The sequence below is a fragment of the Actinomycetospora callitridis genome (assembly GCF_028737265.1).
GTDB classification, from domain to species: domain Bacteria; phylum Actinomycetota; class Actinomycetes; order Mycobacteriales; family Pseudonocardiaceae; genus Actinomycetospora; species Actinomycetospora callitridis.
In genome coordinates, this window is record NZ_JAQZAK010000001.1 from 686,357 (window position 1) to 712,570 (window position 26,214).

A 26,214-nucleotide genomic window follows, 5' to 3' on the forward strand; every position below is an offset into this window, starting at 1 on the left:
GTCACGGGACGAACGTGGGGGTCGCGATGGTCGCCGGCGCAACGCACGGCGTCGCCACGGCGCACCCCGTGCCGCCGGCGACGCGGCGCCGGTGGACCGGGTCGCGCCGTCGTCCCGGTCCCGGGCTGGGCCCCGGTGGGGGCGCGCCGCCCGCACCCACCGACGAGCGGATCGACCGGCTGTTCGAGCGGACCTGCGACGAGCTCCGCCGCCACGGCCGGGCGACGAGCAACGCCGCGGAGACCGCCGACGGCCCGGTGTCCTACGTGGCGCTCGAGACCGCCGCCGTGCGGCTGGCGCGCTACCTACGACGGCGCCGGATCGCCGCGGGCGACCGGGTGGCGCTCCTGCTCGATCGTCCCGAGGACGCCCTCGTCGCCCAGCTCGCGGTCGCGCGGATCGCTGCCGTCTGGGTCCCGCTGGACGCCCGGCTGCCCGACGTGGCGCTCGCGGCCGTGCTCGAGGCGGCCGGTGCCGGCGTCGTGCTCACCACGACCGACGCGGCGGGACGGCTCGACCGGTCCGACGTCGACGCCATCTATCTCGACCGCGTCCGCGCCCGGGTCGAGAAGGAGGACGCGCAGCGCCTGACCGCGGCCGAGCGCGGCTCGGTCGCCGACAAGCCCGCCTACGTCGTGGTCCACGCCGCCGACCGCTCGGGCGGGGCCCAGGGCGGCCTGCGCGCCACGGCCGTCGGGCACGAGGCGGCGGCCGCCTTCCTGCGCGGCGCGGCCGGGCTCCTCCAGATCGGGGCCCAGGACCGCGTCCACCACGACCCCCGCGCGGGCTCCGACCTCGCGGTCCTCGAGACGTGGCTCGCCTGGTCGTGCGGGGCCACCGTCGTCACCCCGCCGGCGGGGCCGCGGCTGCGCGGCGCCGAGCTCGGGCGCCACCTGCGCGACCAGCGCGTCACGGTCCTGCGCGCGAGCTCCGAGGACCTCGACGGCGTGGAGGAGACGCTGCCCGACCTGCGCCTGCTGCTGCTGTCCGGCACCGACCGCCCGCAGACGCTCCTCGCCCGCTGGCACCGGACCGGCCGCCGGATCGTCGGTCTGCACGGTGCCCCCGAGACCACGGTCGCCTCCCTGGGCACCGAGCTCCGTCCCGACCGTCCGGCGACCCTCGGGCGCCCGCTGCCCGGTTACGGCGTCGTCATCGCCGACCCCGCCGATCCGCGGCGCGTGCTGCCCGCCGGGGGGATCGGCGAGATCGCCATCACCGGTCCCGGCGTGGCGCGCGGCTACGTCGGGCGCCGGGACCTCACCGCGGAGGCGTTCGTCCCCGCACCCGGCCCCTCCACTCCCGGCCGGGGTCCGGCACTGATGTTCCGCACCGGCGACCTCGGCCGGATCACGCCGGCCGGCGACGTCGAGCGCATCGCGCGGATGGACGGCGCCGGCGGGCGGGGGGAACGAATTCCGCCGTCCGGGGTGCGACCGCCGCCGCGGCCGGCGCCCCGGCGGTCGAACCGCACGACCGTGATGACCCTGCCGGCCCCGTCCGTCGACGCGGCCGAGCCGGCGGAGGACGCCGCGGTCGATGCTCCGGGTGCCGACGCTGCGGCTGTCGATGCTCCGGCGGTCGACGCCCCGGCTGTCGAGTCCCCGGAGCCGGCCGACGACGTCGCTCCCGAGGGGACGGCGCCGCATCCCGCACCTGCTGCACCGGACGCTGCACCGGACGCGGGCGACGATGCCGGCCAGGGGACGACGCCGCACCGGCGCCCCGGGGCCGCTCCCGCGCCCACGTCCGCACCGCCGAACGCGGTCGACGCGCCGACGACCGCGGTCCGGGCGACGCCGCCCCCGGCGGCCCCGCAGGCGTTCCGGCCCCAGGCCCCTCCCGGGCGCCGTCCCACGACTCCTGGCCACACGACTCCTGGCCACACGACTCCTGGCCACACGACTCCCGGGCCCTCGACCCCCGGACCGGGGATCCCGGGCACCAGCGGGCGGTCCGCGCCCCCGCGCTGGGGCCCGCCCATCCGACAGGGCGGGCCCGTCCCCCCGGGCGCGCCCGCCCGCCCCGGCGCGCCCGGCCGACCGAACGGACCGGGTCCCGCCGGACCCGGCGTCCGACCCCCGGCGACCGGCCGTCCCGGCGGCTCGCCGGCCCCGGGACCGCTCGCCGCGCTCGCGCCGTCCGCTCCGGCCAAGACCCCGACCGGGGCACCGAGTGGTGCCCCGGCCGGGGCTCCCGGCGCCACCGAGGCGCTCCTGCGGGAGATCCTCGTCGAGATCCTGGGTCGCCCCGACGTGCCGAAGGACGGCAACTTCTTCGACGACCTGGGCGCCGACTCCCTGCTCATGGCGCGCTTCTGCGCGCGGATCCGCAAGCACCCCGACCTGCCGTCGGCGGCGATGCAGGACATCTACCAGCACCCGACGCTGGCGAAGCTCTCCGTGGCCCTCGCGCCCACCCCGAAGAAGTCCGACGCCTCCGGCGCGGCGCGCACGACCTCCGGACTCGGCGCGGTGCTCGCCGAGGTCCTCGAGCGCCCCGACGTGCCGCCCCACGCGAACTTCTTCGAGGAGCTCGGCGCGGACTCGCTGCTGATGGCCCGCTTCTGCGCCCGCACGCGCAAGCGCGACGACCTCCCGTCCGTGGGGATGCCCGACGTCTACCGGAACCCGACCATCGCGAGCCTGACCGCCGCGCTCGACGGGGGCGCGGACCCCGACCGGGTCCGCTCCGGGCCCGCGGGCCCGCCGGCGACCGAGAGCGAGGAGCCCACCGGCCCGCGCGCGACCTCAGCCGCGTTCGTCCTGTGCGGCGCGGCGCAGCTGGCCTGCGTGCTCGCGTACAGCTACCTCGCCGCGCTCATCCTCGTGTGGGGGTTCGAGGCGGTCACCGCGGCGACGGGGGTCGTGGGGGGATACCTCGGTGCCCTCCTCGCCGGGGTCATCGGGTTCGTGACGCTCAGCGTGGTGCCGATCGCCGCGAAGTGGGCGCTGATCGGGCGCTGGCAGCCCGGCTCGATCCGCGTGTGGAGCCCCGCCTACCTGCGGTTCTGGGTGGTCAAGACGCTGGTCCGCGCCAGCCCGATGGTGCTGTTCGCCGGGACGCCCGCGTTCACGCTCTACCTCCGCGCGCTGGGGGCGAAGGTCGGTCGCGACGTCGTCTACCTCAGTGGCCAGGTGCCGGTGTGCACCGACCTGTTCAGCATCGGCGACGGCAGCCTCGTGCGGAAGGAGAGCGTCGTCGCGTGCTACCGCGCGCACGACGGCCGGATCGAGATCGGCGGGGTCAGCATCGGCGCGGGCGCCTTCGTCGGCGAGGCGACGGTGCTCGACGTGCGGACCGCCGTCGGCGACGGGGCGTCGCTCGCCCACAGCTCGTCGTTGCACGCCGGGCAGGCGATCCCCGCGGGCGAGGTCTGGCACGGCTCGCCGGGACGCCGCGCCGACGGCCCGCTGCCGGCGGTGCCGCCCGCCCCCGGCAGCCGGTCGCGCCGGGCGCTGTACTCGACGGTGCTGGGCGTGTTCGTCCTCGCCGTGGCCTCGCCCGCCGCCCTCCTGATCGCCGGCGCGCTCTACTCCCTCGTGCCGCAGTTCGCCGCCCTGCTCGCCCCCGCACCCGGCGCGCTCGCCATCCCGGCGTTCCACGTCGACCTGCTCGCGCTCAGCGCCCTGCTCTACTTCGGTGCGCTGGTGCTGGGTCTGCTCGTGAGCACGACGGTGCCGCGGCTGTTCGCGCTCGGGGTCCGCCCCGACGTCGTCTACCCCCTCTACGGGGTCCGCTACTGGCTGCACCGCTCGATCGGGGCCCTGACCAACGTCAAGCCCTTCGTCGAGCTGTTCGGGGACAGCTCCGCGATCGCCCACTACCTGGTGCTCATCGGCTACCGGCTCCGGCCGATCGAGCAGACGGGCTCGAACTTCGGGATGGCGGTCGCGCACGAGAACCCCTACCTCACCAGCGTGGGGCGCGGCACCGTCGTCGCCGACGGCCTGTCGGTGATGAACGCCGAGTACTCCGCGACGTCCTTCCGCGTCTCGCAGACGGCGATCGGGGCGAACAACTTCCTCGGCAACAAGATCGCCTACCCGCCCCAGGGCCGCACCGGCGACGACTGCCTGCTCGCGACGAAGGTGCAGGTCCCGCTGCACGGACCCGTCCGGACGGGGGTCGGCCTGCTCGGCTCCCCGAGCTTCGAGATCCCGCGGACGGTGGCGCGCGACAGCGCCCTCGACGTCGCCGACCCGCAGGAGCTGGCCGCCGCGCTGCGCCGCAAGAACCGCCACAACGGCGTCTCGATGGCGCTGCACCTGCTGGTGCGGTGGTTCTTCCTCTACCTGGCGCTCGTGAGCATCGCGGTGATCGCCTCGCTGCCGATCGCGGCGGGCCCCGGCGAGGTCGTCCTGGCCGAGCTGGTCGGCCTCGTCGTGCTGGTCGGCTACTTCGCGCTGGTGGAGCGCGTCTTGTCCCCCCTGAAGTCGCTCGCGCCGCAGGGGTGCTCGATCTACGACCCTGCCTTCCTGCGCCACGAGCGCTACTGGAAGGTGCCCGCGCCCGACTGGGTGCAGCTGTTCAACGGCACGCCGTTCAAGCCCCTGGTCTGGCGCCTGCTCGGTGTCCACATCGGCGCGCGGGTGTTCGACGACGGCGTCAACCTCACCGAGAAGGGCTTCACGACGATCGGCGACGACGTCACCCTCGGCGAGGGCTGCATCGTCCAGTGCCACTCCCAGGAGGACGGCGGGTTCAAGTCCGACCACGTGGTGATCGGGAACCGCGTGACGCTCGGCGTCTCCTCCTTCGTGCACTACGGCACGACGATCGGCGACGACGCGATCCTCGCGCCCGACACCTTCCTGATGAAGGGCGAGGAGGTGCCGCCCGCGGAGTCCTGGGGCGGCAACCCCGCCCGCGGCAGCGACTGACCCGAACCCCGAGGACGGACGGACCCATGACCCAGGCCACGACCACGTGCGCAGTCACCGACGACACCCGCTGGCGTGCCGTCCTGGCGAGTGGCGCCACCGCCGTGCCGCGGTGGAGCCGCACCCCCGGGACGTCCGGCGACGGACCCGTCGCGACCACCGTCGCCGTGCCGGGCGAGCTGGCCGCCGCGGTGTCCGCGCAGGCGGAGGCCCTCGGCGTCGGTCCCGAGGCCCTGCTGCTCGCGGCGCACGCACGGGTCCTCGCGGCGCTCACCGCCGAGCGCGAGGTGCTCGCCGGGGTCGTGGTCACCGATCGGATGCTGCCGTGCCGCCTCGACACGGACGTCGCGTCGTGGCGGGCCCTGGTCGCGGACGCGGCGACGGCGGTGACCTCGCTGACGGCCGCGGACAGCGCCGACGAGGCGGCCGCCCTCGCCCGGGCGCGACGCGACCTCGCGGGCCTCTGGCCCGAGACCGTCCTGGGGCTCGGAGCCGGGGAGAGCGCCCCCCTCGCGGACGACACCGTGTTCCGGGTCGACCGTCCCGCGGGCGACCTGCTGCGGGTCGTCCACCGCCCGCGCGAGCTGGACGTCGAGGCCGCCGAGCGGCTCGCGGGCTACCACCTCACCGCCCTCGGGCAGCTGTGCGCCGACCCGGACGCGGCGCCGGGGGCGGCGGGCCTCGTCGGTCCCGAGGAGCTGGCGTTCCAGGTCGACGGCCTCGCGGGCCCGGAGCGCGAGCGTCCCGACCTCCCCGCCCACGAGATCATCCGGGCGCGGGCCGCCGCCGACCCCGACCGCGTCGCCGTCGTGCACGGCGACCGCTCGTGGACCTACCGCGAGCTCGACGAGGTCACCGACCGGATCGCGCGCGCCCTGCTGGCCCGCGGCCTGCCCCCCGAGGGCATCGTCGCGGTGGTGGCCGAGCGGACGCTCGACTGGGCGGCGAGCGTGCTCGGCATCCTCAAGGCGGGCGCCGCGTACCTGCCCCTGGAGCCCCACTTCCCGCCCGACCGGATCGCCACCGTGCTGACGCGGGCCCAGGCCCGGCTCGTGCTGGGGGAGCGGGGCAGCACGACCACGCTCGACGAGGCCCTGGCGAGCCTCGGCGCGGCGGCCCCGGAGCGCCTGCTCGTCGACGACGCCGTCGCGGAGGAGCACGGTGACGCGGTCCCGCGGGTGGAGATCGCCGGCGACCGGCTCGCCTACCTGTACTTCACCTCCGGCTCCACCGGCGAGCCGAAGGGCGCCATGTGCGAGCACGCGGGGATGGTCAACCACCTGTACGCGAAGATCGAGGACCTCGGGATCACCGAGGGCACGGTGGTCACCGAGACCGCCCCGCAGTGCTTCGACATCTCGCTCTGGCAGCTCGTGGCGCCGTGGCTGGTGGGCGGCACCACGGTCCTCGTCGAGCAGGAGACGATCCTCGACGTCCCGTCGTTCGTCGACCTCCTGGCCCGCCGCCGGGTCGAGGTCGCCCAGCTCGTGCCGTCCTACCTCGACGTCGTCGTCTCCTACCTCGAGCAGCAGGACGCCCCGGCCGCCGAGGTGCTGCCCGCGCTGAGGCGCCTCGCGGTCACCGGCGAGGCCGTCAAGAAGGAGCTGGTGGCCCGCTGGTTCTCCGTACGTCCCGACGTCGCGGTGGTCAACGCCTACGGGCTGACCGAGACCTGCGACGACACCAACCACGAGATCCTCACCGAGGTGCCCGCCGGCGAGCGCGTACCGCTCGGGCCCGCGGTCCCCAACGTCCGGGTCTACGTCGTCGACGAGGCGCTGAACCCGGTCCCGCTCGGCGCGCCGGGGGAGATCGTGTTCTCCGGGGTGTGCGTCGGCCGCGGCTACGTCAACGACCCCGACCGCACCGCGAAGGCGTTCGTGTCCGACCCGCTGCGCCCGGGCGAGCGCCTGTACCGCAGCGGCGACCACGGGCGCTGGCTCCCCGACGGCAAGCTCGACTTCCTCGGGCGCCGCGACCACCAGGTGAAGATCTCCGGGTTCCGCATCGAGATCGGCGAGGTGGAGAACACCCTGCTGCGCGCGCCCGGGGTGCGCGACGCCTCGGTGGTCGTCGCCGAGCGGCCGGGGCGCGGCAAGCAGCTGGTCGGTTTCTACGGCGCCGCCGCGCCGGTGGAGACCGAGGTGCTGCGCGCGACCCTCGGCGCGGCGCTGCCCGCCTACATGGTCCCGCCGGTGCTGCACCACCAGGAGACCCTGCCGCTCACCCCGAACGGCAAGATCGACCGCAAGGCGCTGACGGCCCTCGCGCTCGCCCTCGACGAGCCGGAGGCCCCCGCCGCCGACGCCGACGTGACCCCCCTGACGCCGACCGAGGCGCGGGTGGCCGCGGTCTGGGCGCCGCTGCTGGGCGTCGACGCCTCGGCGCTCGGGCGCGACACCCACTTCTTCGACCGCGGCGGCTCCTCGCTGCTCGCGGTGAAGATGGCCGTCGGGCTGAAGAAGGCCGTGAGCCTGCCGGACATCGTGCGGAACCCGGTGCTCGCCGACCTCGCCGCGCTCATCGACAGCACGACCGCGGACGTCCCGGCCCCCGCGCCCGCCGCTGTGCCCGCCTCCGTGGCCGAGGACGAGGCGCCGACCGTCCGCCTGCAGCCCTCCGGCCTCACCCCCTCGTCGTGACCCCCGAGAAGACCCCGGAAAGACGACTGCGAAGGAGCCACTCATGTCGGTGACGGTGCCGCCGTTCGCGGTGATCCCGGGTGCACAGGTGGGGGAGGCGCTGCAGGGACGGGAACCCGAGGTCGTCGCCCTCATGGAGGAGACCTACCGGCTCCACGACGCCGGCCGGACCCACAACCCGCCGTCGTACTTCCTGACCTTCGAGGACCGCCCGACCTCGCGGATCATCGCGCTCCCCGCGTCGGTCGGGGGCGACGTGAACGTCGACGGGATCAAGTGGGTCTCGAGCTTCCCGGAGAACGTGGCGGCGGGGGTGCCCCGCGCGTCGGCCGTGCTGATCCTCAACGACCACGACACGGGCTATCCCTTCGCCTGCCTCGAGGCGTCGATCATCAACGCGAGCCGCACCTCGGCCTCGGCGGTGCTGGCCGCCGACCGACTGACCCGCGGCCGGGAGCGTCCCCGCCGCGTCGGCTTCTTCGGGGTGGGGCTCATCGCCCGCTACCTGCACAAGTACCTGGCGACGACCGGGTGGACGTTCGACGAGACCGGCGTGTTCGACCTGAAGACCGAGAGCGCCGAGGGCTTCCGCGGCTACCTCGAGACGCAGGAGGGCACGGGCACGATCACCGTCCACGACGACTCCGAGTCGCTGATCCGGGGCAGCGACCTGGTCGTCTTCGCCACGGTCGCCGGGACGCCCCACGTGCACGACCCGGCGTGGTTCGACCACCACCCGCTGGTGCTCCACGTCTCGCTGCGCGACCTCGGGCCCGAGGTGGTGCAGGCGTCGACGAACATCGTCGACGACGTCGACCACTGCCTGCGCGCCAACACCTCGGTGCACCTGGTGGAGCAGGAGACCGGGAACCGGGACCACATCGACGGCACGTTGGGCGACGTCCTCGAGGGGCGCATCACGCTGCCGACCGACCGGACCGTCGTGTTCTCGCCGTTCGGTCTCGGCATCCTCGACCTCGCGCTGGGCAAGGACGTCTACGACCACGTCCGGAAGACCGGCGGCCTGCACGTGGTCGACGACTTCTTCCACGAGCTCAAGCGGTACGGCTAGGGCGCCGGATGGGCTCAGGTGAGCTCGCCGGGGGTGACCGCACCGCGCTGCAGCGCCGCGTTGGCGAGCTCGACGCGGCGCCGCGTGCTCGCCGGGTCCAGGTCGAACTTGTCGTAGAGGCGCAGCAGGTGCTGCTTGACCGCGGCCTCGGAGACGACGAGCTCCGTGGCGACCGCGCGGGCCGTGGCGGGCTCGGTGAACACCGCACCGGAGAACAGCGGCCGGCAGAGCGCCACGAGGACGTCGCGCTCGCGGCGGGTGAGCTCCGGGGGCCGGTGCGGTGCGGTCGTGGGCGCCGAGCGGCCCGCCGGACCGCGGAACACCAGCCGCGTCGACCCGACCTGGATCGCGTCGCCGTGACGCAGGGCGCGCTCGGCGATGAGCCGCTCGCCCGCCACCACGGTCCCGTTGGTGCTGCCGAGGTCGCGGATCGCCCAGCCCGCCCCGTAGGACTGCAGCACGGCGTGCAGGGACGACACCTGGCCGTCGTGGTCGAGCACGACCCCGTTGCCCTCGTCCCGCCCGATGGTCATCGTCGGCCCGTCGAGGAGGACCACCTCGACGCCGCCGGGCCGCCACACCTCGAGGAAGCTCGGCGCGCGCGCCCCGTCGCTGGTCACCCTCGCCTCCTCGACACGAGCCGGTCACACCGCCGCGATCGCCGCCGGCAGTCACCGACCGTCACATTCGAGTGAGAGTACGCCAGACGGTCTATCACGTTCGAGGGCGTGTGCGACATAGTGTCATCAGGGTCGATCGACGGGAGGGGGTGACCCGTGTGACCGAGAAGTTCGGGCCGTACGAGCTACTCCGCGTGGTCGGCCGGGGCGGAATGGGTGAGGTGTTCGAGGCCCACGACACCGAGCACGACCGGGTCGTCGCCCTCAAGCGCCTCGCGGCCGAGGCCGCCGGCGACGACGAGTACCAGCGGCGCTTCCGCCGCGAGGCCCGGCTGGTCGCCCGTCTGCGCAGCCCGCACGTCATCCCGATCCACTCCTACGGCGAGATCGACGGGCAGCTGTTCCTCGACATGCGTCTCGTCGGGGGCGCGGATCTCGAGCAGGTCCTCCAGACCGAGGGCCGGCTCCCGCCCGCGCGCGCGGTGGCGATCGTGGAGCAGGTCGCGTCCGCGCTGGACGCCGCCCACCACGCGGGCCTCATCCACCGCGACGTGAAGCCGTCGAACGTCCTCATCGACGACGGGGTCGGCGCCCACGACTTCGTCTACCTCGTCGACTTCGGGATCACCCGCTCTGTCGGCGGCGACGAGAGCGCACCGCTCACCGGCACCCGCGTCCTCATCGGGAGCCTCGACTACATGGCCCCGGAGCGGTTCTCGGGCGAGGGCGGGCACGGGATCGACGTCTACGCGCTGGCGTGCCTCCTGTTCGAGTGCCTCACCGGGAGCAGGCCCTACCCGATCGACGAGCCCGTCGAGCTGATGACCGCGCACCTCACCTGGACCCCGCCCACGCCGTCGCGCTCGGTGCCGGGCCTGGACCCGGCGTTCGACACCCTGATCGCCTCGGGCCTGGCCAAGGACCCCGCGAAGCGGCCCGCGAGCGCGGGCGAGCTCGCCGCCGCGGCCCGGGCGGCCCTCGACGCCGGCGCCGGCCGCGCCGAGCCGTCCACCCCCACCACGGCGCAGTGGCGCCGGAGTGAGGCGGAGCTCGCCACGCCCGCCGTGCCCCGCCGGGGCGGCACCCAGCAGTCGGCCGCCTCCGCACCGATCGAGGTGCCCACCACGGTCGTGCCCGCCACGGGCGCCGGCCACGCGGCCCCCGCCGACGCCACGACGGTCCTGCGGCCGGCAGCGCGGGCGACGGGCGCCGCCCACGCCCCACCCCGGGGTCCCGGCGGCCCGCCCCGGACGGCGATGCGCCCGGGCTGGACCCCGGGGCAGCAGCCGCCGGCGGGGAGCGGGGCCCGGCGTCCGACGGGCGCGGCACCGGGAGCCGGCCGGCCGGCCGGGGCCCACGCGCCGCCGGCGCGGACGCCCGCCCCCGCGGATCCCACGTCCGACCTCCGGGTCCACCAGCCCCGTGCCGTCTCGGTGGCAGGTCCGGCCCCCGAACCGCCGCCGCCCACCGACCCGGCCCCGTCGGCCTCGCCCGAGCGGCGACGCCTCCTGCGCAAGGCGCTGTGGATCGTCCTGTCCGTCCTCCTCGTGGCGCTGGTCGTCGCGGGCGCCGTGTACGTCGCGGTGCTCCTGACGCCCGCCGCCGGCTGATCGGAGGTCTCGCGATGGACGACGTCCCGACGCCACGCCGACCCTTGCTCCGCGGTGACAGAACCCTGACCCCGAGCAGCGGGAAGGGTGGCCGCGCGGCGATGTCGAGGCGGGACGGCCCGGCCCATCCTTGGCGTCACACCGGAACGACGACAGCGAAACCGAGGAGGTCGCCATGACCATCATCTCCGCGCCCCAGCAGTACAACACCGACGACCTCTTCGTGGACCTCAACGCGATCGTCGAGCGCCACCTCTTCCTCAAGGTCGAGGGCATGAACTTCGCGGGCTCCGTGAAACTCAAGGCCGCGGCCTCGATGATCGGCGCGGCCCAGGCCGAGGGCAGGCTCAACCCCTGGTCGATCGTCGTCGAGTCGTCGTCGGGCAACCTCGGCGTCGCCCTCGCGATGGTCTGCGCGAACTACGGCTACCGCTTCGTCTGCGTCACCGACGACCGCTGCAACATGCAGACGCGCAAGCTCATCGAGGCCTTCGGCGGCGAGGTCCACGTCGTCGACAAACCCCACCCCGAGACCGGCCTGCTCGGCGCCCGCCTCGAGCACCTGGACTCCATCTGCGCGGAGAACCCCGACGCCGTCTGGCTCAACCAGTACGAGAACCCGGCCAACGCGGGAGCCCACTACGCCCAGACCGGGCCCGCGATCGCCCGGACGTTCCCCCACGTCAACGTCGTGTTCGTCGGCGCGGGCACCTGCGGGACGCTGATGGGCACGGCCCGCTGGTTCAAGCAGCACCGGCCCGACGTCAAGATCGTCGCGATCGACGTCGAGGGCTCGGTCAGCTTCGGCGGCCCGGCCGCCAACCGCCGCATCCCGGGGCTGGGCATGGGCATGACCCCGCCGGCGCTCGACCGCTCGATGATCGACGACGTCGTCATCGTCCCCGAGACCGAGACCCTGCGGATGTGCCAGCGCCTCGCGATGCGCGGGTTCCTGTTCGGCGGCTCCACCGGCACCGTCGTCGCGGGTGCCGCCGACTGGATGGGCCGGAACGGGTGGCCCGGCATGACCGCCGTGACCCTCGCGCCGGACTCCGGCGAGCGCTACCTCGAGACCGTCTACGCCCCGCTCTGGCGCGAGGAGCACTACGGCGCCCGCGCCCGCCTGACGGGTCGTCACGTCCTGCCCGACAACCTGCCCACCGCCCCGCCGGCGTCCACCGCCTGATCCCGCCCACGACAGCCCGCCCAGCCCCCACCAGACAGCTCGATCCCGACCGGAGTCACCAATGTCGTCCACGATGCACCAGCCCGCCGCCGGCAACCTCGACCTCCGTCCCGGCCGTCCCCCGATCCTGTGGACGAACCCCGGCCCCGACCCCGTCGGCTGGGCGGCGCACTTCCGCAACGACGTGCGCCAGATCGTGGCCCGCCACGGCTCGGTCATGATCCGTGGGCTCGGGGTCCGCGACCACGCGCAGACGGCCGCCGTGTTCGGCCGCCTCGCGGCGGTCGGCCTGCTCGCCGAGCGTGAGCCCTTCGCGCCCCGCACCGCGCTCGGGAACGGGCTGTACTCGTCCACCCAGTGGCCGGCGACCCAGCAGATGTGCCTGCACAACGAGCTGAGCTACCTGCCCGACCCGCCCGCCTTCATGTTCTTCGCCTGCCTGACCCCGCCGGCCTCCGGCGGTGCCACCCCGGTCGGCGACGCCTCGGCCGTGCTCCAGGCGCTGCCCCAGCCCCTGGTGGCGCGACTCGACCACGAGGGCTGGCTGCTGGTCCGCAACTACAACGACGAGATCGGCGCGTCGTGGGCCGAGGCCTTCGGCACCAGCGACCGCGGCGCCGTCGAGCACTACTGCCGGAGCCAGGGCATCGAGTTCACCTGGAACGGCGACGGCCTGAGCACCCGTCAGCGCCGCCGCGCCGTGGTGCGCCACCCCGTCGACGGACGCCCGTGCTGGTTCAACCAGGTCGCGTTCCTCAACGAGTGGACGCTCGACCCGGACATCCGCGAGTACCTCGTGGAGTCCTACGGACCCGACGGCCTGCCGTTCACCACGCGCTTCGGCAACGGCGAGCCGATCGGCGAGGACGTGGTGAACCTGATCAACAACGCGTACGCCGCCCACACCGTGAGCGAGCCGTGGCAGGCGGGCGACGTCATGGTCGTCGACAACATCCGCACCGCCCACGGCCGCGAGCCCTACCAGGGCGACCGCGAGGTGGTCGTCGGGATGGCGGACGCGATCCGCCTGGGGTGAATCGGGCCCCTCGAGGGGAGGACGCAGGCGACCTCCTCCAGCAGGGATGCTTCGGAGATCGAAGCGTTGCCGGACCCGGACGAGGTGCTCAGACCGGGCCCAGGATGCGGTCAAGGTGGTCGTTGCCGAACAGGCCGGCGGGGTCGACGTCGCGGCGCACGCGGCGGAAGTCGTCGAAGCGCGGGTAGCGCCGGGCCAGATCCGTGGCGTCGAGGTGGTGCTCCTTGCCCCAGTGGGGGCGCCCGCCCGCCGCTGCGGCGACGTCGCCGAACGCCGCGAAGTACGCCCGGTACGGCGCGCCGACGTACTGGTGGATCGCGACGTAGGCGGTGTCGCGGCCGTGGGCGGTCGAGAGCCAGACGTCGTCGGCGGCGGCGACGCGCACCTCGACGGGGAAGAGCACGGGGTGCTCCAGGCGGGACACGAGGGTGCGGAGCTCGGTGAGCACCTCACCGAGGCGCGTCCGCGGCAGCGCCCACTCCGACTCCACGAACCGGACGCGGCGCGTCGTCGTGAACACCCGGTCGGAGCGGTCGCCGTACTCGCGGGCCGAGAGCACCGCGCCGGCGACGCGGCCGAGCGGGACGGCGGTGCGGGGCAGCGCGCGCCCGACCCGGCACAGGGCCCCGAAGGCGGCGTTCTCGACGAGGTCGTACTCAACGAAGCGCCGCACCGGGTGCAGCGGCGGCGGCGCCTCGGCGGCCGGCACGCGGTGGTTGCGCTTGACCAGGGCGTGGTCGCCGTACGGGAACCAGTAGAACTCGACGTGGTCGGTGCCGGTGAGCAGGCCGTCGAGGTCGCCGAGCACCTCGTCCAGCGGCTCCGGGCGCTCGCTCGCCCGCAGCGTGAACGCGGGCACGGCCTGCAGGGTCACGTGGGTGACGACGCCCAGCGCGCCGAGCCCGACGCGGGCGGCGGCGAACAGCTCGGGGCGCTCGGCGGCGTCGGCGTGCACGGTTGTGCCGTCGGCGAGCACGAGGTCGAGCGCCGTGATCTGCGTGGCCAGCCCGCCGAGCCGGGCGCCGGTGCCGTGCGTGCCGGTGGCGACGGCCCCGGCGACGGTCTGGGCGTCGATGTCCCCGAGGTTCGCCAGCGCCAGGCCGTGCGCGTCGAGGGCGGCGTTGAGGGCCCGCAGCGTGGTGCCCGCGCGGACCCGGATGCGCCGGGTCGTCGTGTCCAGGGACTCGAGGCCCGTCCAGTGCCGCAGATCGATCGCGTGGTCGTCGGTGGCGGCGAGCGCGGTGAACGAGTGGCCGCTGCCGCGGGGCCGCAGGTGCGAGCCCCGGGCGGCGTGCACCGCGGCGACGACGTCGTCGACCGAGCGGGGGAGGTGCACGTGGGACGGGGTGGCGGCCACCGTCCCCGCCCAGTTCCGCCACGTACCGCGAGTCACCTCGGCACCGTAGCGTCGCCGGTGTGATCGACCGCTGGGATCGCGCGACCGCCGACCTCGACCCGCCCTTCGCGATCGTCGATGTCGACGCCTTCGACGCCAACCTCGACGACCTCGTCGCGCGGGCGGCGGGGCTCCCGATCCGGCTCGCCACCAAGTCCCTGCGGTGCCGCGCCCTCATCGAGCGCGCCGTCGACCGGCCGGGCGTCACGGGGCTGATGTGCTACTCGCTGCGCGAGGCGCTCTGGCACGTCGGGAACAGCACCGGCGACGACCTGCTCGTCGGCTACCCGACGGTGGACCGCGCCGCGCTGTGCGACCTCACGGGCGACGAGGACGCCCGGGCCGAGGTGACGCTCATGGTCGACTCCGTCGAGCACCTCGACCTGGTCGACGCCGCCGTGGGCGCCCGGCACCGGGAGCTGCGGGTGTGCCTCGATCTCGACGCCGCGTGGCGCCCCGTGCGCGGCGTGCACGTCGGCGCCCGCCGCTCACCCGTCCGCACCGCTGACGAGGCCGCCCGGCTCGCCCGGGCGGTCGCGGCACGTCCGGGTTTCCGACTCGTCGGGCTCATGGCCTACGAGGGCCAGATCGCCGGGGTGCCGGACGCCACCGGCTCGCGGGCCCGCGACGCGGCGGTGCGGTGGATGCAGCGACGGTCCGCCGCCGAGCTCGCCGAGCGCCGGGGCGCGGTGGTGCGGGCGGTGCGCGAGGTCGCCGACCTGGAGTTCGTCAACGGCGGCGGGAGCGGCAGCGTGGAGTCCACGCGCGCGGACCCGTCGATCACGGAGATCGCCGCGGGCTCGGCGCTGATCGGCTCCACGCTCTTCGACGGCTACACGCGCATGCACCCGCGGCCCGCGCTCGCCTACGCGCTGTCCGTGGTGCGGCGTCCCGACGACCGGACGGCCACGCTGGCCGGCGGTGGCTGGGTGGCCTCGGGGCCGGCGGCCTCCTCGCGGCTCCCGTCCCCGGTCCGCACGGACCTCGCGCTGACCGGCACCGAGGGCGCCGGGGAGGTGCAGACGCCGGTCCGGGGCCGCGACGTCCCCGCCCTCGGTGACCGTGTGTGGATGCGTCCGGCCAAGGCCGGCGAGCTCGCCGAGCACCTCACCGCGTACCACCTCGTCGTGGGCGACCGCGTCGTGCGCACCGTGCCGACCTACCGCGGCGAGGGGAAGGCCTACGGCTGATACCGCACCTGGCGCACCACGAGCTCCGGGACCGCGGTGAGGTCCGGGGCGGGGTCGTGCGCGGGGAAGTCGAACACCGCGATCATCAGCTGCATCGGGTAGTCCGGTGCCTGGTGGAGCGTCCGGGTGGGCACGCCGTCGATCGAGAGCTCGACGCGGCCGGGGCTGCGGCGTGCGGCGTAGGTGTGCCAGGCGGTGACGTCGAGGTCGCGGGGCTCGGCGACGAAGTCCTCGACGAGGTGCGGGTCGCGGAAGGCCTTGATGCCCGAGCCGACGGTGGCGTGCGTGCCGGTCACGGTGTCGCCGAACACCTCCACCAGGCAGATCTCGCCACACCGCTCCGGAGCGTCCTCCAGGCCGATGAGCCAGGCCGAGAACATCGACGACACCCCGAGACCCGCGCGGCACTCGACCGCGACGGTCCCGTCGCCCGGGGTGAGCCCGAGGACGGTGGGCTGCTCCTCGCGCACGGTCTGTCCGGGCTGGAACGGCTGCTGGCCGTCGGTGCTGCCCACCGGCCCCGACCGGTTCGCCGACTGCACGCCCGAGACACGCAGCGGCGGGTCGTGGTCGTCCGGGCACCACAGCGGCTGCTCGGGCGGGATCGTGAGGTGCAGGCCCTCGTCGTCGACCGACCACGTCGCCGCGGCGGCTTCGCGCGAGCTCCACGCCGGGAGGTAGGACGGCGTCCAGACGCCGGGGTCGAGCCCGTGGTCGAACCGCTCCTCGAACCCGGTCACCCGTCCCGCTGCTCCTCCGGGCCGCCCGGGACCCACAGCACGTCGCCGCCCGGGTTGGCCACGCGTCCGAGGATGAACAGCAGGTCGGAGAGCCGGTTGAGGTAGTGCGCGGGCAGTCTGCTGGTCCGGTCGGGATCGGCCGCGATCACGGCCCAGGTGCTGCGCTCGGCACGGCGGGTGACCACGCGCGCGATGTTCAGGTAGGCGGCCGCGGGGGTGCCGCCGGGCAGGATGAACGAGTTGAGCTTGGGCAGGTCCTCGTTGAACTCGTCGCACCAGCCCTCGAGCCGCTCGACCTGGCGCTCGGTGACGCGCAGCGGGGGGTACTCCGGGTTCTCGATCACCGGGGTGGCGAGGTCGGCGCCGACGTCGAAGAGGTCGTTCTGGATCTGGCGCAGCGGGGCGACGATCGCCTCCGGCGGCGACCCGACCGAGAGCGCGACCCCGATCGCGGCGTTCGCCTCCTCGGAGTCGGCGTAGGCCGAGAGCCTCGGGTCGGTCTTGGGCACGCGCGAGAAGTCCGACAGGCCCGTCGTCCCGTCGTCGCCGGTGCGCGTGTAGATCCGGGTCAGGTGTACGGCCACGGCGTCAGTCTAGGGACGCGGCGAGGTGCGCGGCGGCGCCGAGCACCGACGCGGCCTGGACGGCGACGAGGTCGCGCAGCGGGACCCGGGTGGCCGGCGCGCGCCCGGCGGCCTCCGCCGACCACACCGCGAAGCGCGCCGCGAGGTCGGCGCGGGCCGCGCGCACCGCGGGCCGGACGTTGCCGAGCGCGTGCTCGGCGTCGAGCGCCCGCAGGAGCATGCCGCCGTAGCGCAGCCGGGCCATGTCGACCACCTCGTCCAGCGAGGCGTGCTCGGCGACGGTCGCGGGCCGGTCGGGGTCCTGGGTGGCCCGGCGCGCCAGGTCGGTCGCGCTGCCCGCGAGGAACGGGGCGAAGAATCGGGTGGCGCGCACGAACGGCGACTCGTGTACGAGGCCGGCGAGCGCGGTGAGGGCGCCGGTGAGGGTGGTCGCGAGGTCGTCGACGGCCTCGGCGGCCCCGCGCAGCAGCGTCGCCCGGTCGTGGCCGCTCGCGGCGTCGTCGCCGAGGCGGTCGTCGCGCCAGTAGGGCACCTCGGTGACCAGCGTCAACGTGCCGTGACGGGCGGCGTAGGCGCCGGTGGAGTTCCCGCCCGCGAGGTTCTCGTGCTCCCCGGTGACCTCGAGGTGGTCGTAGGCGTCGCGGATGTCGAGCGAGCGGTAGATGCCCTCGGCGAGCAGCGGGATCCACGGGGCCTCGGGCTCGCCGCGGTGCAGACGCAGGCCGACCTCGGCGGGGACGGCCTGGAGCACCGGGTGCAGGTCGGGCTCGGGGCGGCTCAGGTAGTGGTAGACGCCGCCGACCTCGGCGTTGTGCAGCGACGCCATGAGTACCGGGCGGTGCTCGTCGACGAGCCGCATCAGGGCGAGCGTCTCGGGCAGCACCGCGTCGAACCACGCGTCCTTGTGGGCGAGCGGGAAGCTCCACTCGATCTGCTCGGTGCCCGCCTGCCGGTAGAGGTGGCGCGCGTAGTGCTCGCGGGTGAAGGGCCCGGCGAGCCAGCCCTCGTTGAGCCGCAGGCCGTCCGGGTCGATGCACGGGACGACGTGCCACGTGAGCCCGAGCCGGGCGCGCAGGCCGTCGTCCTCCGCGAGACGCCGCGCCAGGTGCAGCGCGGTGAGCCCGCCCACCGGCTCGTTCGGGTGCGGCAGGCCGATGACCAGCCCGGATGGCTCGGACGGCCCCGGCCCGCCGACGGTCAGGGCCGTCAGCGGCTCGCCCTGGCCCGACGTGCCGATCCGGCGATGGGTGACGACGCCGGGGTGCTCGGCGGCCAGCCGCGCCGACTCCGCCGCCAGCTCGTCGGCCCCGGCCAGCGCGTCGCGGGGCGGCACCGCGGCCATCTCCGCGACGAGCCAGCCGGGCAGGGGAGCGGTCACGGCCCGGAGGGTGCCAGCGTCAGCGGCTCAGCGCCCCCGCGAACTGGGGCACGGCACGGTCGAGGGCGGCCGCGGTGCCGGGCACCGAGCCCGAGGAGAACGCGTCGCTCGTGGTCTTGTCGTCGAGGACGACGAGGTGCCCGGCCTGCGCGGCCGGGGTCCGCGAGAGCACCGGGTCGGTGCGGATCGCGTCGGCGCTCGCGTTGATCGGGAAGACGACGGTGAGGTCGGAGGAGAGCAGGCCGACCTGCTCGCCGGAGAGCGGCACGTAGAACGACCCGTTCGCGCTGCCCGCGAGCGCCTCGATCTGCGGCGGGGTGGTGAACCCGAGCTCGTTCATGACGTCGACCCGCGAGTCGCCGGGGACGTAGGCGCCCCACTGACCGCCGAAGGAGGCGCCGACGCCGGCGGGCCGGCCCGCGAACCCGGGGTTCGCGGCGGTGGTGGCGCGGAACTTCTCCTCGAGCCCGGCGATCTGGCGGGCGCCCTCGTCGGGCTTGCCCAGCGCCGCCGACACCATCGTCATCTGCTGGCGCCACGTCGTCCCGTAGGAGGCGGCGAGCCCGGGCGGCGGGGAGACGGTGGGCGCGATCTGGTTGAGCGTGTCGAAGCGCTGCCGGTCGCCCGAGGAACGCGTGTCGAGGATGAGGTCGGGCCGCAGGGCGGCGACGGCCTCGTAGTCGAGCTGCGTGGTGCCGAGGATCGTCGGCGGCGTCGTGTACGGCGGCGACCAGGGGCCGACGCCGGTGCCGCCGAAGGCGAGCCAGTCCGACGCGCCGACGGGCTGGACCCCGAGGGTCAGCGCGGTCTCGGCGTCCGACCAGCCCAGCGCCACGATCCGCTGCGGTGGCTCCTCGACGGTGACCGGGCCGAACATCGTGTCGATCGTGGCGGGGTAGGCGCTGCCGACCGCCGAGCCGGCGGGGGCGCCGCCGGCGCCGGAGCCGCCGCCACCGCACGCGGCGACGGCGAGCAGGGCGAGGGCGCAGGCCGCGAGGGCGAGGCGGCGGACCACGGGGACTCCTGACGTCGGACGGGACACTTCGGACATCCGAAGGCTAGGCAACCCTAACGGGTAGGGTGCGCGCGTCGTCGGGGGTTCGCGATCGGTGGGAGGCGTGCAGCGCGGTGGTCGCGGAGGTGACGTCCCCCGGGGAGACCCGTAGCGGCGCGCGCCCGGGGTCGGCGGCGCGCGTCCTCGGGCTCGTGGGGCTCGTCGCCCTGGCCGTCGTGGTGCTGCTGATCAGCATCGGCGTCGGCTCGCGCGACATCGGCCTCGCCCAGTCCTGGTCGCTGCTCTGGGGCGGCGACGGCGGTGACGCCACCGGCACCGAGGCGGCGATCGTCCGGGACCTGCGCCTGCCCCGCGGCCTGCTCGCCCTCGCCGTCGGCGCCGCGCTGGGCCTCTCGGGCGCGGTGATGCAGGGCCTGTCGCGCAACCCCCTCGCCGACCCCGGCCTGCTCGGGGTCAACGCCGGTGCCGCGACCGCGGTGGTCGTCGCCATCGGCGCCTTCGGGGTCGGCACGGTGACCGGCTACGTGTGGTTCGCGCTGGTCGGCGCCGCGCTGGCGATGATGGCCGTGCACGTGCTCGGGGCCACCGGACGCTCGTCGGGCACCCCCGACCGGCTCGTGCTCGCCGGCGCGGCCGTCACCGCGGTGCTCATCGCCCTCGTCAACGCCGCGCTCGTGCTCTCCCCGCGCACGTTCGACTCGTTCCGCTTCTGGAACCTCGGCTCGCTGTCCGGCCGGGGCGTCGACGTGCTGCTCGCCGTGGCCCCGTTCATCGCCGTCGGCGCGGTCGCGGCGTTCGCGATGTCCCGCGCCCTCGACACCCTCGTGCTCGGCGACCGGGCCGGCACCGCCCTCGGGCTCGACGTCGGGCGCACCCGCGTCCATGCGGGCGTCGCGGCGACGGTGCTCGCCGGTGCGGCCACCGCGGCCGTCGGGCCGATCGCCTTCCTCGGGCTGGCCGTGCCGCACGCGGTGCGGTTCCTGGTCGGGCCCGCGCACCGCTGGGTGCTGCCCTACAGCGCCGTGCTCGGAGCCATCGTGCTGCTCGTCGCCGACGTCGTGGGCCGGGTGCTCGCGCCGCCCGGGGAGATCCAGGTCGGGGTCACGACGGCCGTGCTCGGCGTGCCCGTCTTCGTGGCCCTGTGCCGCCGGCGCCGGCTGGTGAGCGTGTGAGCGCGCCACCCCGGCCGCGTCCGGCCCCGCCCGTCACCGGCCGCCTCGTCCGCCTCGCCGGCGGGCGCGTCACGCTGCGCGTGGGTCCGCGGTCGGTCGCCGTCGGCGTCGTGTCGCTGCTCGTCGTCGTCGTGGGCGCCGTGGTCTCGCTGACCACCGGCGAGGCCCCGCTGAGCCTGGTCGAGGTGGGCGAGACGCTGGTGGGCCAGGGCAGCCGGTCCACCGAGTTCGTCGTGCTGACGCTGCGCCTGCCGCGCCTGCTGCTGGCGATCGGGGTGGGCGCGGCGCTGGCGGTCAGCGGCGCGGTGCTGCAGAGCCTCTCGCGCAACGTGCTCGGCAGCCCGGACGTCATCGGCTTCACCACCGGGGCCGCGACGGGCGCGCTCGTCGCCATCGTCGTGCTGGGGGCCACCACGCTCGGGACGTCGGTGGGCGCCCTGATCGGCGGCGTGGTCACCGCGCTCGTCGTCGTCGGCCTCGCCGCCGGGCGGGGGACGCAGGGCCTGCGCCTGGTGCTCATCGGCATCGGCGTCGGGGCGATGCTGCTCGCGGTGAACAGCTGGCTGATCACCCGCGCCGCCCTGCAGACCGCGGTGGACGCGCAGGCCTGGCTGCTCGGGGACCTGTCCAACCGCGGCTGGACGCAGGTGGTGGCGCTCGCCGTCGCGCTGGTGCTCCTGCTGCCGATCGTGCTCGCCGGCGCGCGCCGCCTGGCCCTGCTCGAGCTCGGCGACCGCCCGGCGGGCGGCCTCGGCGTCGACGTCACCCGCACCCGCAACGTCGCGCTGCTCGCCGCGGTCGGGCTCGCCGCCGCCGCGACCGCCGCGGCCGGCCCGATCCCGTTCCTCGCGCTCGCCGCACCCCAGATCGCCCGCCGGCTCAGCCGGTCGGCGACGCCGGTCCTCGTCCCGTCGGCGCTGCTCGGGGCGGCGATGCTCGTGGTGAGCGACCTCGCCGTGACCCGCCTCTTCGCGCCCGTCCCGCTGCCCGTGGGCGTCGCCACCGGCCTGCTCGGGGGCCTCTACCTCATCGCCCTGCTGGTCCGCATGTGGCGGGGGAGCACCACGTGACCGCACTCCAGGGAGTCTCATGACCCGCCTTCTCGCCCAGGACGTGACGCTGGGCTACGAGGGACGCACCGTCGCCACCGACCTCTCGGTGGCGATCCCGGACGACTCGTTCACCGTGATCGTCGGGCCGAACGCGTGCGGCAAGTCGACGCTGCTCGCGGCCCTCGCACGCGTCCTCGCACCGCAGGAGGGCGCGGTGGTGCTCGACGGGCACGCGATCTCGAGCTACCGGTCCAAGGAGGTCGCGCGCCGCCTCGGCCTGCTGCCGCAGACGGCCAGCGCGCCCGGCGGCATCACCGTCGGCGACCTCGTCGCCCGCGGGCGCTATCCGCACCAGCAGCTACTCAAACAGTGGTCGGACGACGACGAGAAGGCCGTCGTCGAGGCGATGACGCTCACGAACGTCGCCGACCTCGCGGACCGCGCCGTCGACGAGCTCTCCGGCGGCCAGCGCCAGCGCGTCTGGCTCGCGATGGCGCTGGCCCAGGAGACGCCGATCCTGCTGCTCGACGAGCCGACGACCTACCTCGACATCTCCCACCAGGTCGACGTGCTGGAGCTCTTGGCCCGCCTGCACGACGAGTCCGGGCGCACCCTCGTCGCGGTGCTCCACGACCTCAACCAGGCCGCGCGCTACGCGACCCACCTGATCGCGCTGCGCCCGGGCGGGGTGGTGGCCGCGAGCGGGCCGCCGGCCGAGGTGCTCACCGAGGAGCTCGTCACCGACGTCTACGGCCTCGCGTGTCGGGTGGTGCCGGACCCGGAGACCGGCACCCCGATGGTCGTCCCGCGGCGTCCGCTGCGCGGCCCGGCGTCGGAGAAGGGGGCCCGCACCGGCGCCGCCGACGGCGCCCTCCGGGCCGACGGGTAGCGTCCTGCCGCGATGAACGAGCACTTCGTGGTGCGCGGCTCAGGCCCGCTGTCCGGGGCCGTCGACGTCGTCGGCGCCAAGAACAGCGTGCTCAAGCTCATGGCGGCGGCGTTGCTGGCCGAGGGCCGGACGATCCTGACGAACTGTCCCGAGATCCTCGACGTGCCGCTGATGGCCGACGTCCTGCGCAGCCTCGGCTGCACGGTCGACGTCGACGGCGCCACCGTGACGATCGACGTGCCGGCCGACCTGACCTCCGAGGCCGACTACCGCTCGGTCTCGCGGCTGCGGGCCTCGGTGTGCGTGCTCGGGCCGCTCGTCGCCCGTTGCCGCCGCGCGGTGGTGCCCCTGCCGGGGGGCGACGCCATCGGCTCGCGGCCCCTCGACATGCACCAGGCGGGCCTGCGCCTGCTCGGGGCGTCCAGCGAGATCTCGCACGGCTGTGTGGTCGCGGACGCCGAGACGCTGCGCGGCGCCCAGATCTGGCTCGACTTCCCCAGCGTCGGGGCCACCGAGAACATCCTCATGGCCGCCGTCTTCGCCGACGGCACGACGGTGATCGACAACGCCGCGCGCGAGCCCGAGATCGTCGACCTCGTGACGATGCTCCAGCAGATGGGCGCCAAGATCGAGGGCGGCGGCACGTCGACGCTCACCGTCCACGGCGGCGGGGCGCTCACGCCCACGAACCACCGGGTGATCGGCGACCGCATCGTCGGCGCGACCTGGGGCTTCGCCGCCGCCATGGCCGGCGGGGACGTCACCGTGCGCGGCGTCGACCCCCACCACCTCGACCTCGTGCTCGACCGCCTCGCCCAGGCGGGCGCCGAGGTCAGCGCGCAGGACGAGGGCTTCCGGGTCGTCATGGAGAGCCGTCCGCGCTCGGTGGACTGGGTGACGCTGCCCTACCCGGGCTTCGCCACCGACCTCCAGCCCATGGCGATCGCGCTCTCCGCGATCTCCGAGGGCACCTCGATGATCACCGAGAACGTGTTCGAGGGCCGGTTCCGGTTCGTCGAGGAGATGGTCCGGCTCGGCGCCGACGCCCGCACCGACGGCCACCACGCCGTCGTCCGCGGCGTGCGGCGGCTCTCGTCGGCACCGGTCTGGGCGTCCGACATCCGCGCGGGCGCCGGGCTCGTGCTCGCCGGGCTGTGCGCCGACGGGGAGACCGAGGTCTGGGACGTCGCCCACATCGACCGCGGCTACCCGCTGTTCGTCGAGAACCTCGCCGCCCTCGGCGGCGCCATTCACCGGGTGGTCGCGCCGCCGGTGCGCTGATCCCTCACAGGGCGTGCAGCACCAGGCGGGCGTCGTTCGCGTCGCGGGGGAAGGCCAGCAGGGCCCAGCCGTCCTCGCGGTGGCTGACCGTCACCCGCACCTTCTCGCGGGCCAGCTTGCCGACGAGCACGTCGGCGGCCTCGCGGGTGGGCACCACGGCGACGGTCTCGAGCAGGCCGAGGTCGCCGTTCTCGTCGGGCAGCGCGCCCTGGGGGCCCCGGCCGAACGTCCAGCGCAGCAGCCCGGCGATGAAGATCATGAGCGAGATCGCCATCAGGATCTCGCCGATCGAGCCGATCATGTGTGTCTCCTCCGGACCCGACCATCCTGACCGATCCTGTGGCTGACGGCATCCCGTGGGCCGCCCCGCGGGCCGGACCCGTCGGTAACATCAGCGGGTCATCTGCCAGGTGACGCGATGCTGCCAGGTGACACGATGAGGAGGTCCCACGTGCCCTACCCCAGCGACGACGCCCGCGACCGGCCCTGGGTCATGCGGACCTACGCCGGCCACTCGTCGGCGCGCGCGTCGAACGAGCTCTACCGGCGCAACCTGGAGAAGGGGCAGACCGGCCTGTCGGTCGCGTTCGACCTGCCCACGCAGACCGGGTATGACCCCGACGCCGAGCTGGCCAAGGGCGAGGTCGGCAAGGTCGGCGTGCCCGTGTCGCACATCGGGGACATGCGGGCGCTGTTCGACCGCATCCCGCTCGACGAGGCCAACACCTCGATGACGATCAACGCCACGGCGATGTGGATGCTCGCGCTCTACGTCACCGTCGCCGACGAGCAGGGTGCCGACCGCGCGAAGCTCGCGGGCACCACCCAGAACGACATCGTCAAGGAGTACCTCTCGCGGGGGACCTACGCGTTCCCGCCCGGGCCGAGCGTCCGGCTGATCACCGACATGATCGCCTGGACGTACACGAACGTCCCCAAGTGGAACCCGATCAACATCTGCAGCTACCACCTGCAGGAGGCGGGGGCGACGCCGACGCAGGAGGTCGCCTACACGCTGTCGACCGCGATCGCGGTGCTCGACGCCGTCCGCGACTCGGGCCAGGTGCCCGAGGACGACTTCGGCCAGGTCGTCGGGCGCATCTCGTTCTTCGTCAACGCGGGCCTGCACTTCATCGAGGAGATCGCCAAGCTGCGGGCGTTCTCGCAGCTCTGGGACGAGCTGTGCCGCGAGCGCTACGGCGTCGAGGACGCCAAGATGCGGCGCTTCCGCTACGGCGTGCAGGTCAACTCGCTGGGGCTCACCGAGGCGCAGCCGGAGAACAACGTCCAGCGCATCGTGCTGGAGATGCTCGCGGTGACGCTGTCGAAGGACGCCCGGGCCCGCGCGGTGCAGCTGCCGGCGTGGAACGAGGCGCTGGGCCTGCCGCGCCCGTGGGACCAGCAGTGGGCGCTGCGGATGCAGCAGGTGCTGGCCTACGAGACCGACCTGCTCGACCACGACGACATCTTCGCGGGCTCGCACGTCATGGAGGCCAAGACGGCCGCCATCGCCGAGGGGGCGCGCGCCGAGATGGAGAAGGTCGCCGAGATGGGCGGCGCCGTGCCCGCCGTCGACTCCGGCTACATGAAGTCGCAGCTCGTCTCGTCGCTGGCGCAGCGGCGGATGCGCCTGGAGTCCGGCGAGGACGTGGTGGTGGGCGTCAACAAGTTCACCTCCACCGAGCCCAGCCCGCTGCAGGCCGAAGGCGCCGAGGCGATCTTCACCGTCGACAAGTCGGTGGAGGACGAGGCCGCGAAGGCCGTGCAGGAGTGGCGCTCGGGCCGCGACCAGGTCGACGCCGACGCCGCGCTCGACCGCCTGCGCGAGGCCGCGACCACCGACGAGAACCTCATGGAGGCGACGCTCGCGTGCGCCCGGGCCGGGGTCACCACCGGCGAGTGGGCCGGGGCGCTGCGCGACGTCTTCGGCTCCTACCGGGCGCCCACCGGGGTGTCCGCAGCGTCCTCGGGCGCCGGCGAGGCGCCCGAGGACCTGGCCGCGGTGCGCGCCCGCGTCAAGGCGACCGCCGAGGAGATGGGCACGGCGTCGCTGCGCATGCTCGTCGGCAAGCCGGGCCTCGACGGGCACTCCAACGGCGCCGAGCAGATCGCCGTGCGCGCCCGCGACGCCGGCTTCGAGGTGATCTACCAGGGCATCCGCCTCACGCCCGCCGAGATCGTCGCGGCGGCCGTGCAGGAGGGCGTGCACGTCGTGGGCCTGTCGGTGCTGTCGGGCTCGCACCTCGAGGTCGTCCCCGCCGTGCTCGACGGGCTGGCCCGCGCGGGCGCCGAGGACATCCCGGTGGTCGTCGGCGGCATCATCCCGCCGAAGGACGCCGAGCAGCTCCAGCGCCTCGGCGTGCACCGCGTCGTGACGCCGAAGTCCTACTCGCTGACCGGGATCATGGGCGAGTTCGTCGACGTGATCCGCGAGGCGCACGGGCTGGACGCGCCGGCGGCCGTGTGAG

At 74.9% G+C, this 26,214-nt stretch carries 19 protein-coding genes; 12 read left to right on the forward strand and 7 right to left on the reverse strand.

Annotation, left to right across the window (positions count from 1 at the left end):
• Positions 1-26: 26 nt before the first annotated feature.
• Genes PH191_RS03360 through sbnB form a run of 3 tightly spaced genes read left to right on the forward strand, consistent with a single transcriptional unit; the run spans position 27 to position 8,597 of the window.
• On the forward strand, positions 27-4,883 hold the full coding sequence (locus tag PH191_RS03360) for a Pls/PosA family non-ribosomal peptide synthetase (protein ID WP_274193201.1): 4,857 nt from the start codon (positions 27-29) through the stop codon (positions 4,881-4,883).
• Between the two features lie 26 nt (positions 4,884-4,909).
• A complete protein-coding gene (locus PH191_RS03365) occupies positions 4,910-7,525 on the forward strand; it encodes an amino acid adenylation domain-containing protein (RefSeq protein WP_274193202.1) in 2,616 nt (871 codons plus the stop codon).
• Positions 7,526-7,568: 43 nt separating this feature from the next.
• Positions 7,569-8,597 (forward strand): 2,3-diaminopropionate biosynthesis protein SbnB, encoded by a 1,029-nt coding sequence (gene sbnB, locus PH191_RS03370; RefSeq protein ID WP_274193203.1) that lies wholly within the window; start codon positions 7,569-7,571, stop codon positions 8,595-8,597.
• Between the two features lie 14 nt (positions 8,598-8,611).
• On the opposite strand, the gene PH191_RS03375 is transcribed toward sbnB, so the two are convergent.
• On the reverse strand, positions 8,612-9,217 hold the full coding sequence (locus tag PH191_RS03375) for an FHA domain-containing protein (protein ID WP_274193204.1): 606 nt from the start codon (positions 9,215-9,217) through the stop codon (positions 8,612-8,614).
• Positions 9,218-9,375: 158 nt separating this feature from the next.
• Between PH191_RS03375 and PH191_RS03380 the strand changes: the two genes are divergently transcribed.
• From PH191_RS03380 to PH191_RS03390, 3 genes are all read left to right on the forward strand, one after another.
• The gene (locus tag PH191_RS03380) at positions 9,376-10,827 is read left to right on the forward strand and encodes a serine/threonine-protein kinase (RefSeq protein WP_274193205.1); all 1,452 of its coding nucleotides are present in this window, start codon (positions 9,376-9,378) and stop codon (positions 10,825-10,827) included.
• Positions 10,828-11,002: 175 nt separating this feature from the next.
• Entirely contained in the window at positions 11,003-12,013 is a 1,011-nt protein-coding gene (gene sbnA / locus PH191_RS03385) for a 2,3-diaminopropionate biosynthesis protein SbnA (RefSeq protein ID WP_274193206.1), read from the forward strand.
• Between the two features lie 61 nt (positions 12,014-12,074).
• Positions 12,075-13,049, forward strand: coding sequence for a TauD/TfdA family dioxygenase (locus tag PH191_RS03390; RefSeq protein ID WP_274193207.1), 975 nt, complete (start codon positions 12,075-12,077; stop codon positions 13,047-13,049).
• 88 nt (positions 13,050-13,137) lie between these two features.
• Here the strand turns inward: PH191_RS03390 and PH191_RS03395 are convergent, their stop codons facing one another.
• Complete coding sequence (locus PH191_RS03395; protein WP_274193208.1) at positions 13,138-14,442, reverse strand: D-arabinono-1,4-lactone oxidase; 1,305 nt, start codon at positions 14,440-14,442, stop codon at positions 13,138-13,140.
• Between the two features lie 23 nt (positions 14,443-14,465).
• Here PH191_RS03395 and PH191_RS03400 point away from each other — a divergent pair, with 23 nt between their 5' ends.
• Positions 14,466-15,635, forward strand: coding sequence for an alanine racemase (locus tag PH191_RS03400; RefSeq protein WP_274193209.1), 1,170 nt, complete (start codon positions 14,466-14,468; stop codon positions 15,633-15,635).
• Here the strand turns inward: PH191_RS03400 and PH191_RS03405 are convergent.
• Genes PH191_RS03405 through PH191_RS03420 form a run of 4 tightly spaced genes read right to left on the reverse strand, consistent with a single transcriptional unit; the run spans position 15,626 to position 19,352 of the window.
• On the reverse strand, positions 15,626-16,375 hold the full coding sequence (locus PH191_RS03405) for a glycoside hydrolase family 16 protein (protein WP_274193210.1): 750 nt from the start codon (positions 16,373-16,375) through the stop codon (positions 15,626-15,628). The two genes, PH191_RS03400 and PH191_RS03405, sit on opposite strands and share 10 nt — an antisense overlap.
• On the reverse strand, positions 16,372-16,959 hold the full coding sequence (locus PH191_RS03410) for a cob(I)yrinic acid a,c-diamide adenosyltransferase (RefSeq protein ID WP_274193211.1): 588 nt from the start codon (positions 16,957-16,959) through the stop codon (positions 16,372-16,374). Before PH191_RS03410 ends, PH191_RS03405 begins: the two co-directional genes overlap by 4 nt.
• Positions 16,960-16,963: 4 nt before the next feature.
• Entirely contained in the window at positions 16,964-18,337 is a 1,374-nt protein-coding gene (locus tag PH191_RS03415; protein WP_274193212.1) for a M14 family zinc carboxypeptidase, read from the reverse strand.
• A 19-nt stretch (positions 18,338-18,356) separates the two neighbouring features.
• Positions 18,357-19,352: an iron-siderophore ABC transporter substrate-binding protein gene (locus PH191_RS03420; RefSeq protein WP_274193213.1), complete on the reverse strand. Its 996-nt coding sequence runs from the start codon at positions 19,350-19,352 to the stop codon at positions 18,357-18,359.
• A gap of 125 nt (positions 19,353-19,477) precedes the next feature.
• Here PH191_RS03420 and PH191_RS03425 point away from each other — a divergent pair, with 125 nt between their 5' ends.
• Genes PH191_RS03425 through murA form a run of 4 tightly spaced genes read left to right on the forward strand, consistent with a single transcriptional unit; the run spans position 19,478 to position 23,746 of the window.
• Positions 19,478-20,524 carry a FecCD family ABC transporter permease gene (locus PH191_RS03425; RefSeq protein WP_274193214.1) on the forward strand — a complete coding sequence of 349 codons (1,047 nt, stop codon included), beginning with the start codon at positions 19,478-19,480 and terminating at the stop codon, positions 20,522-20,524.
• The gene (locus PH191_RS03430; RefSeq protein ID WP_274193215.1) at positions 20,521-21,594 is read left to right on the forward strand and encodes a FecCD family ABC transporter permease; all 1,074 of its coding nucleotides are present in this window, start codon (positions 20,521-20,523) and stop codon (positions 21,592-21,594) included. The genes PH191_RS03425 and PH191_RS03430 overlap by 4 nt, the downstream gene beginning before the upstream one ends.
• Positions 21,595-21,613: 19 nt before the next feature.
• Entirely contained in the window at positions 21,614-22,465 is an 852-nt protein-coding gene (locus PH191_RS03435) for an ABC transporter ATP-binding protein (protein ID WP_274193216.1), read from the forward strand.
• A gap of 12 nt (positions 22,466-22,477) precedes the next feature.
• On the forward strand, positions 22,478-23,746 hold the full coding sequence (murA, locus tag PH191_RS03440; protein WP_274193217.1) for a UDP-N-acetylglucosamine 1-carboxyvinyltransferase: 1,269 nt from the start codon (positions 22,478-22,480) through the stop codon (positions 23,744-23,746).
• A 4-nt stretch (positions 23,747-23,750) separates the two neighbouring features.
• On the opposite strand, the gene PH191_RS03445 is transcribed toward murA, so the two are convergent.
• A complete protein-coding gene (locus PH191_RS03445) occupies positions 23,751-24,047 on the reverse strand; it encodes a hypothetical protein (protein WP_274189415.1) in 297 nt (98 codons plus the stop codon).
• A gap of 150 nt (positions 24,048-24,197) precedes the next feature.
• Here PH191_RS03445 and PH191_RS03450 point away from each other — a divergent pair, with 150 nt between their 5' ends.
• The gene (locus tag PH191_RS03450; protein WP_274193218.1) at positions 24,198-26,213 is read left to right on the forward strand and encodes a protein meaA; all 2,016 of its coding nucleotides are present in this window, start codon (positions 24,198-24,200) and stop codon (positions 26,211-26,213) included.
• Position 26,214 lies beyond the last annotated feature (1 nt).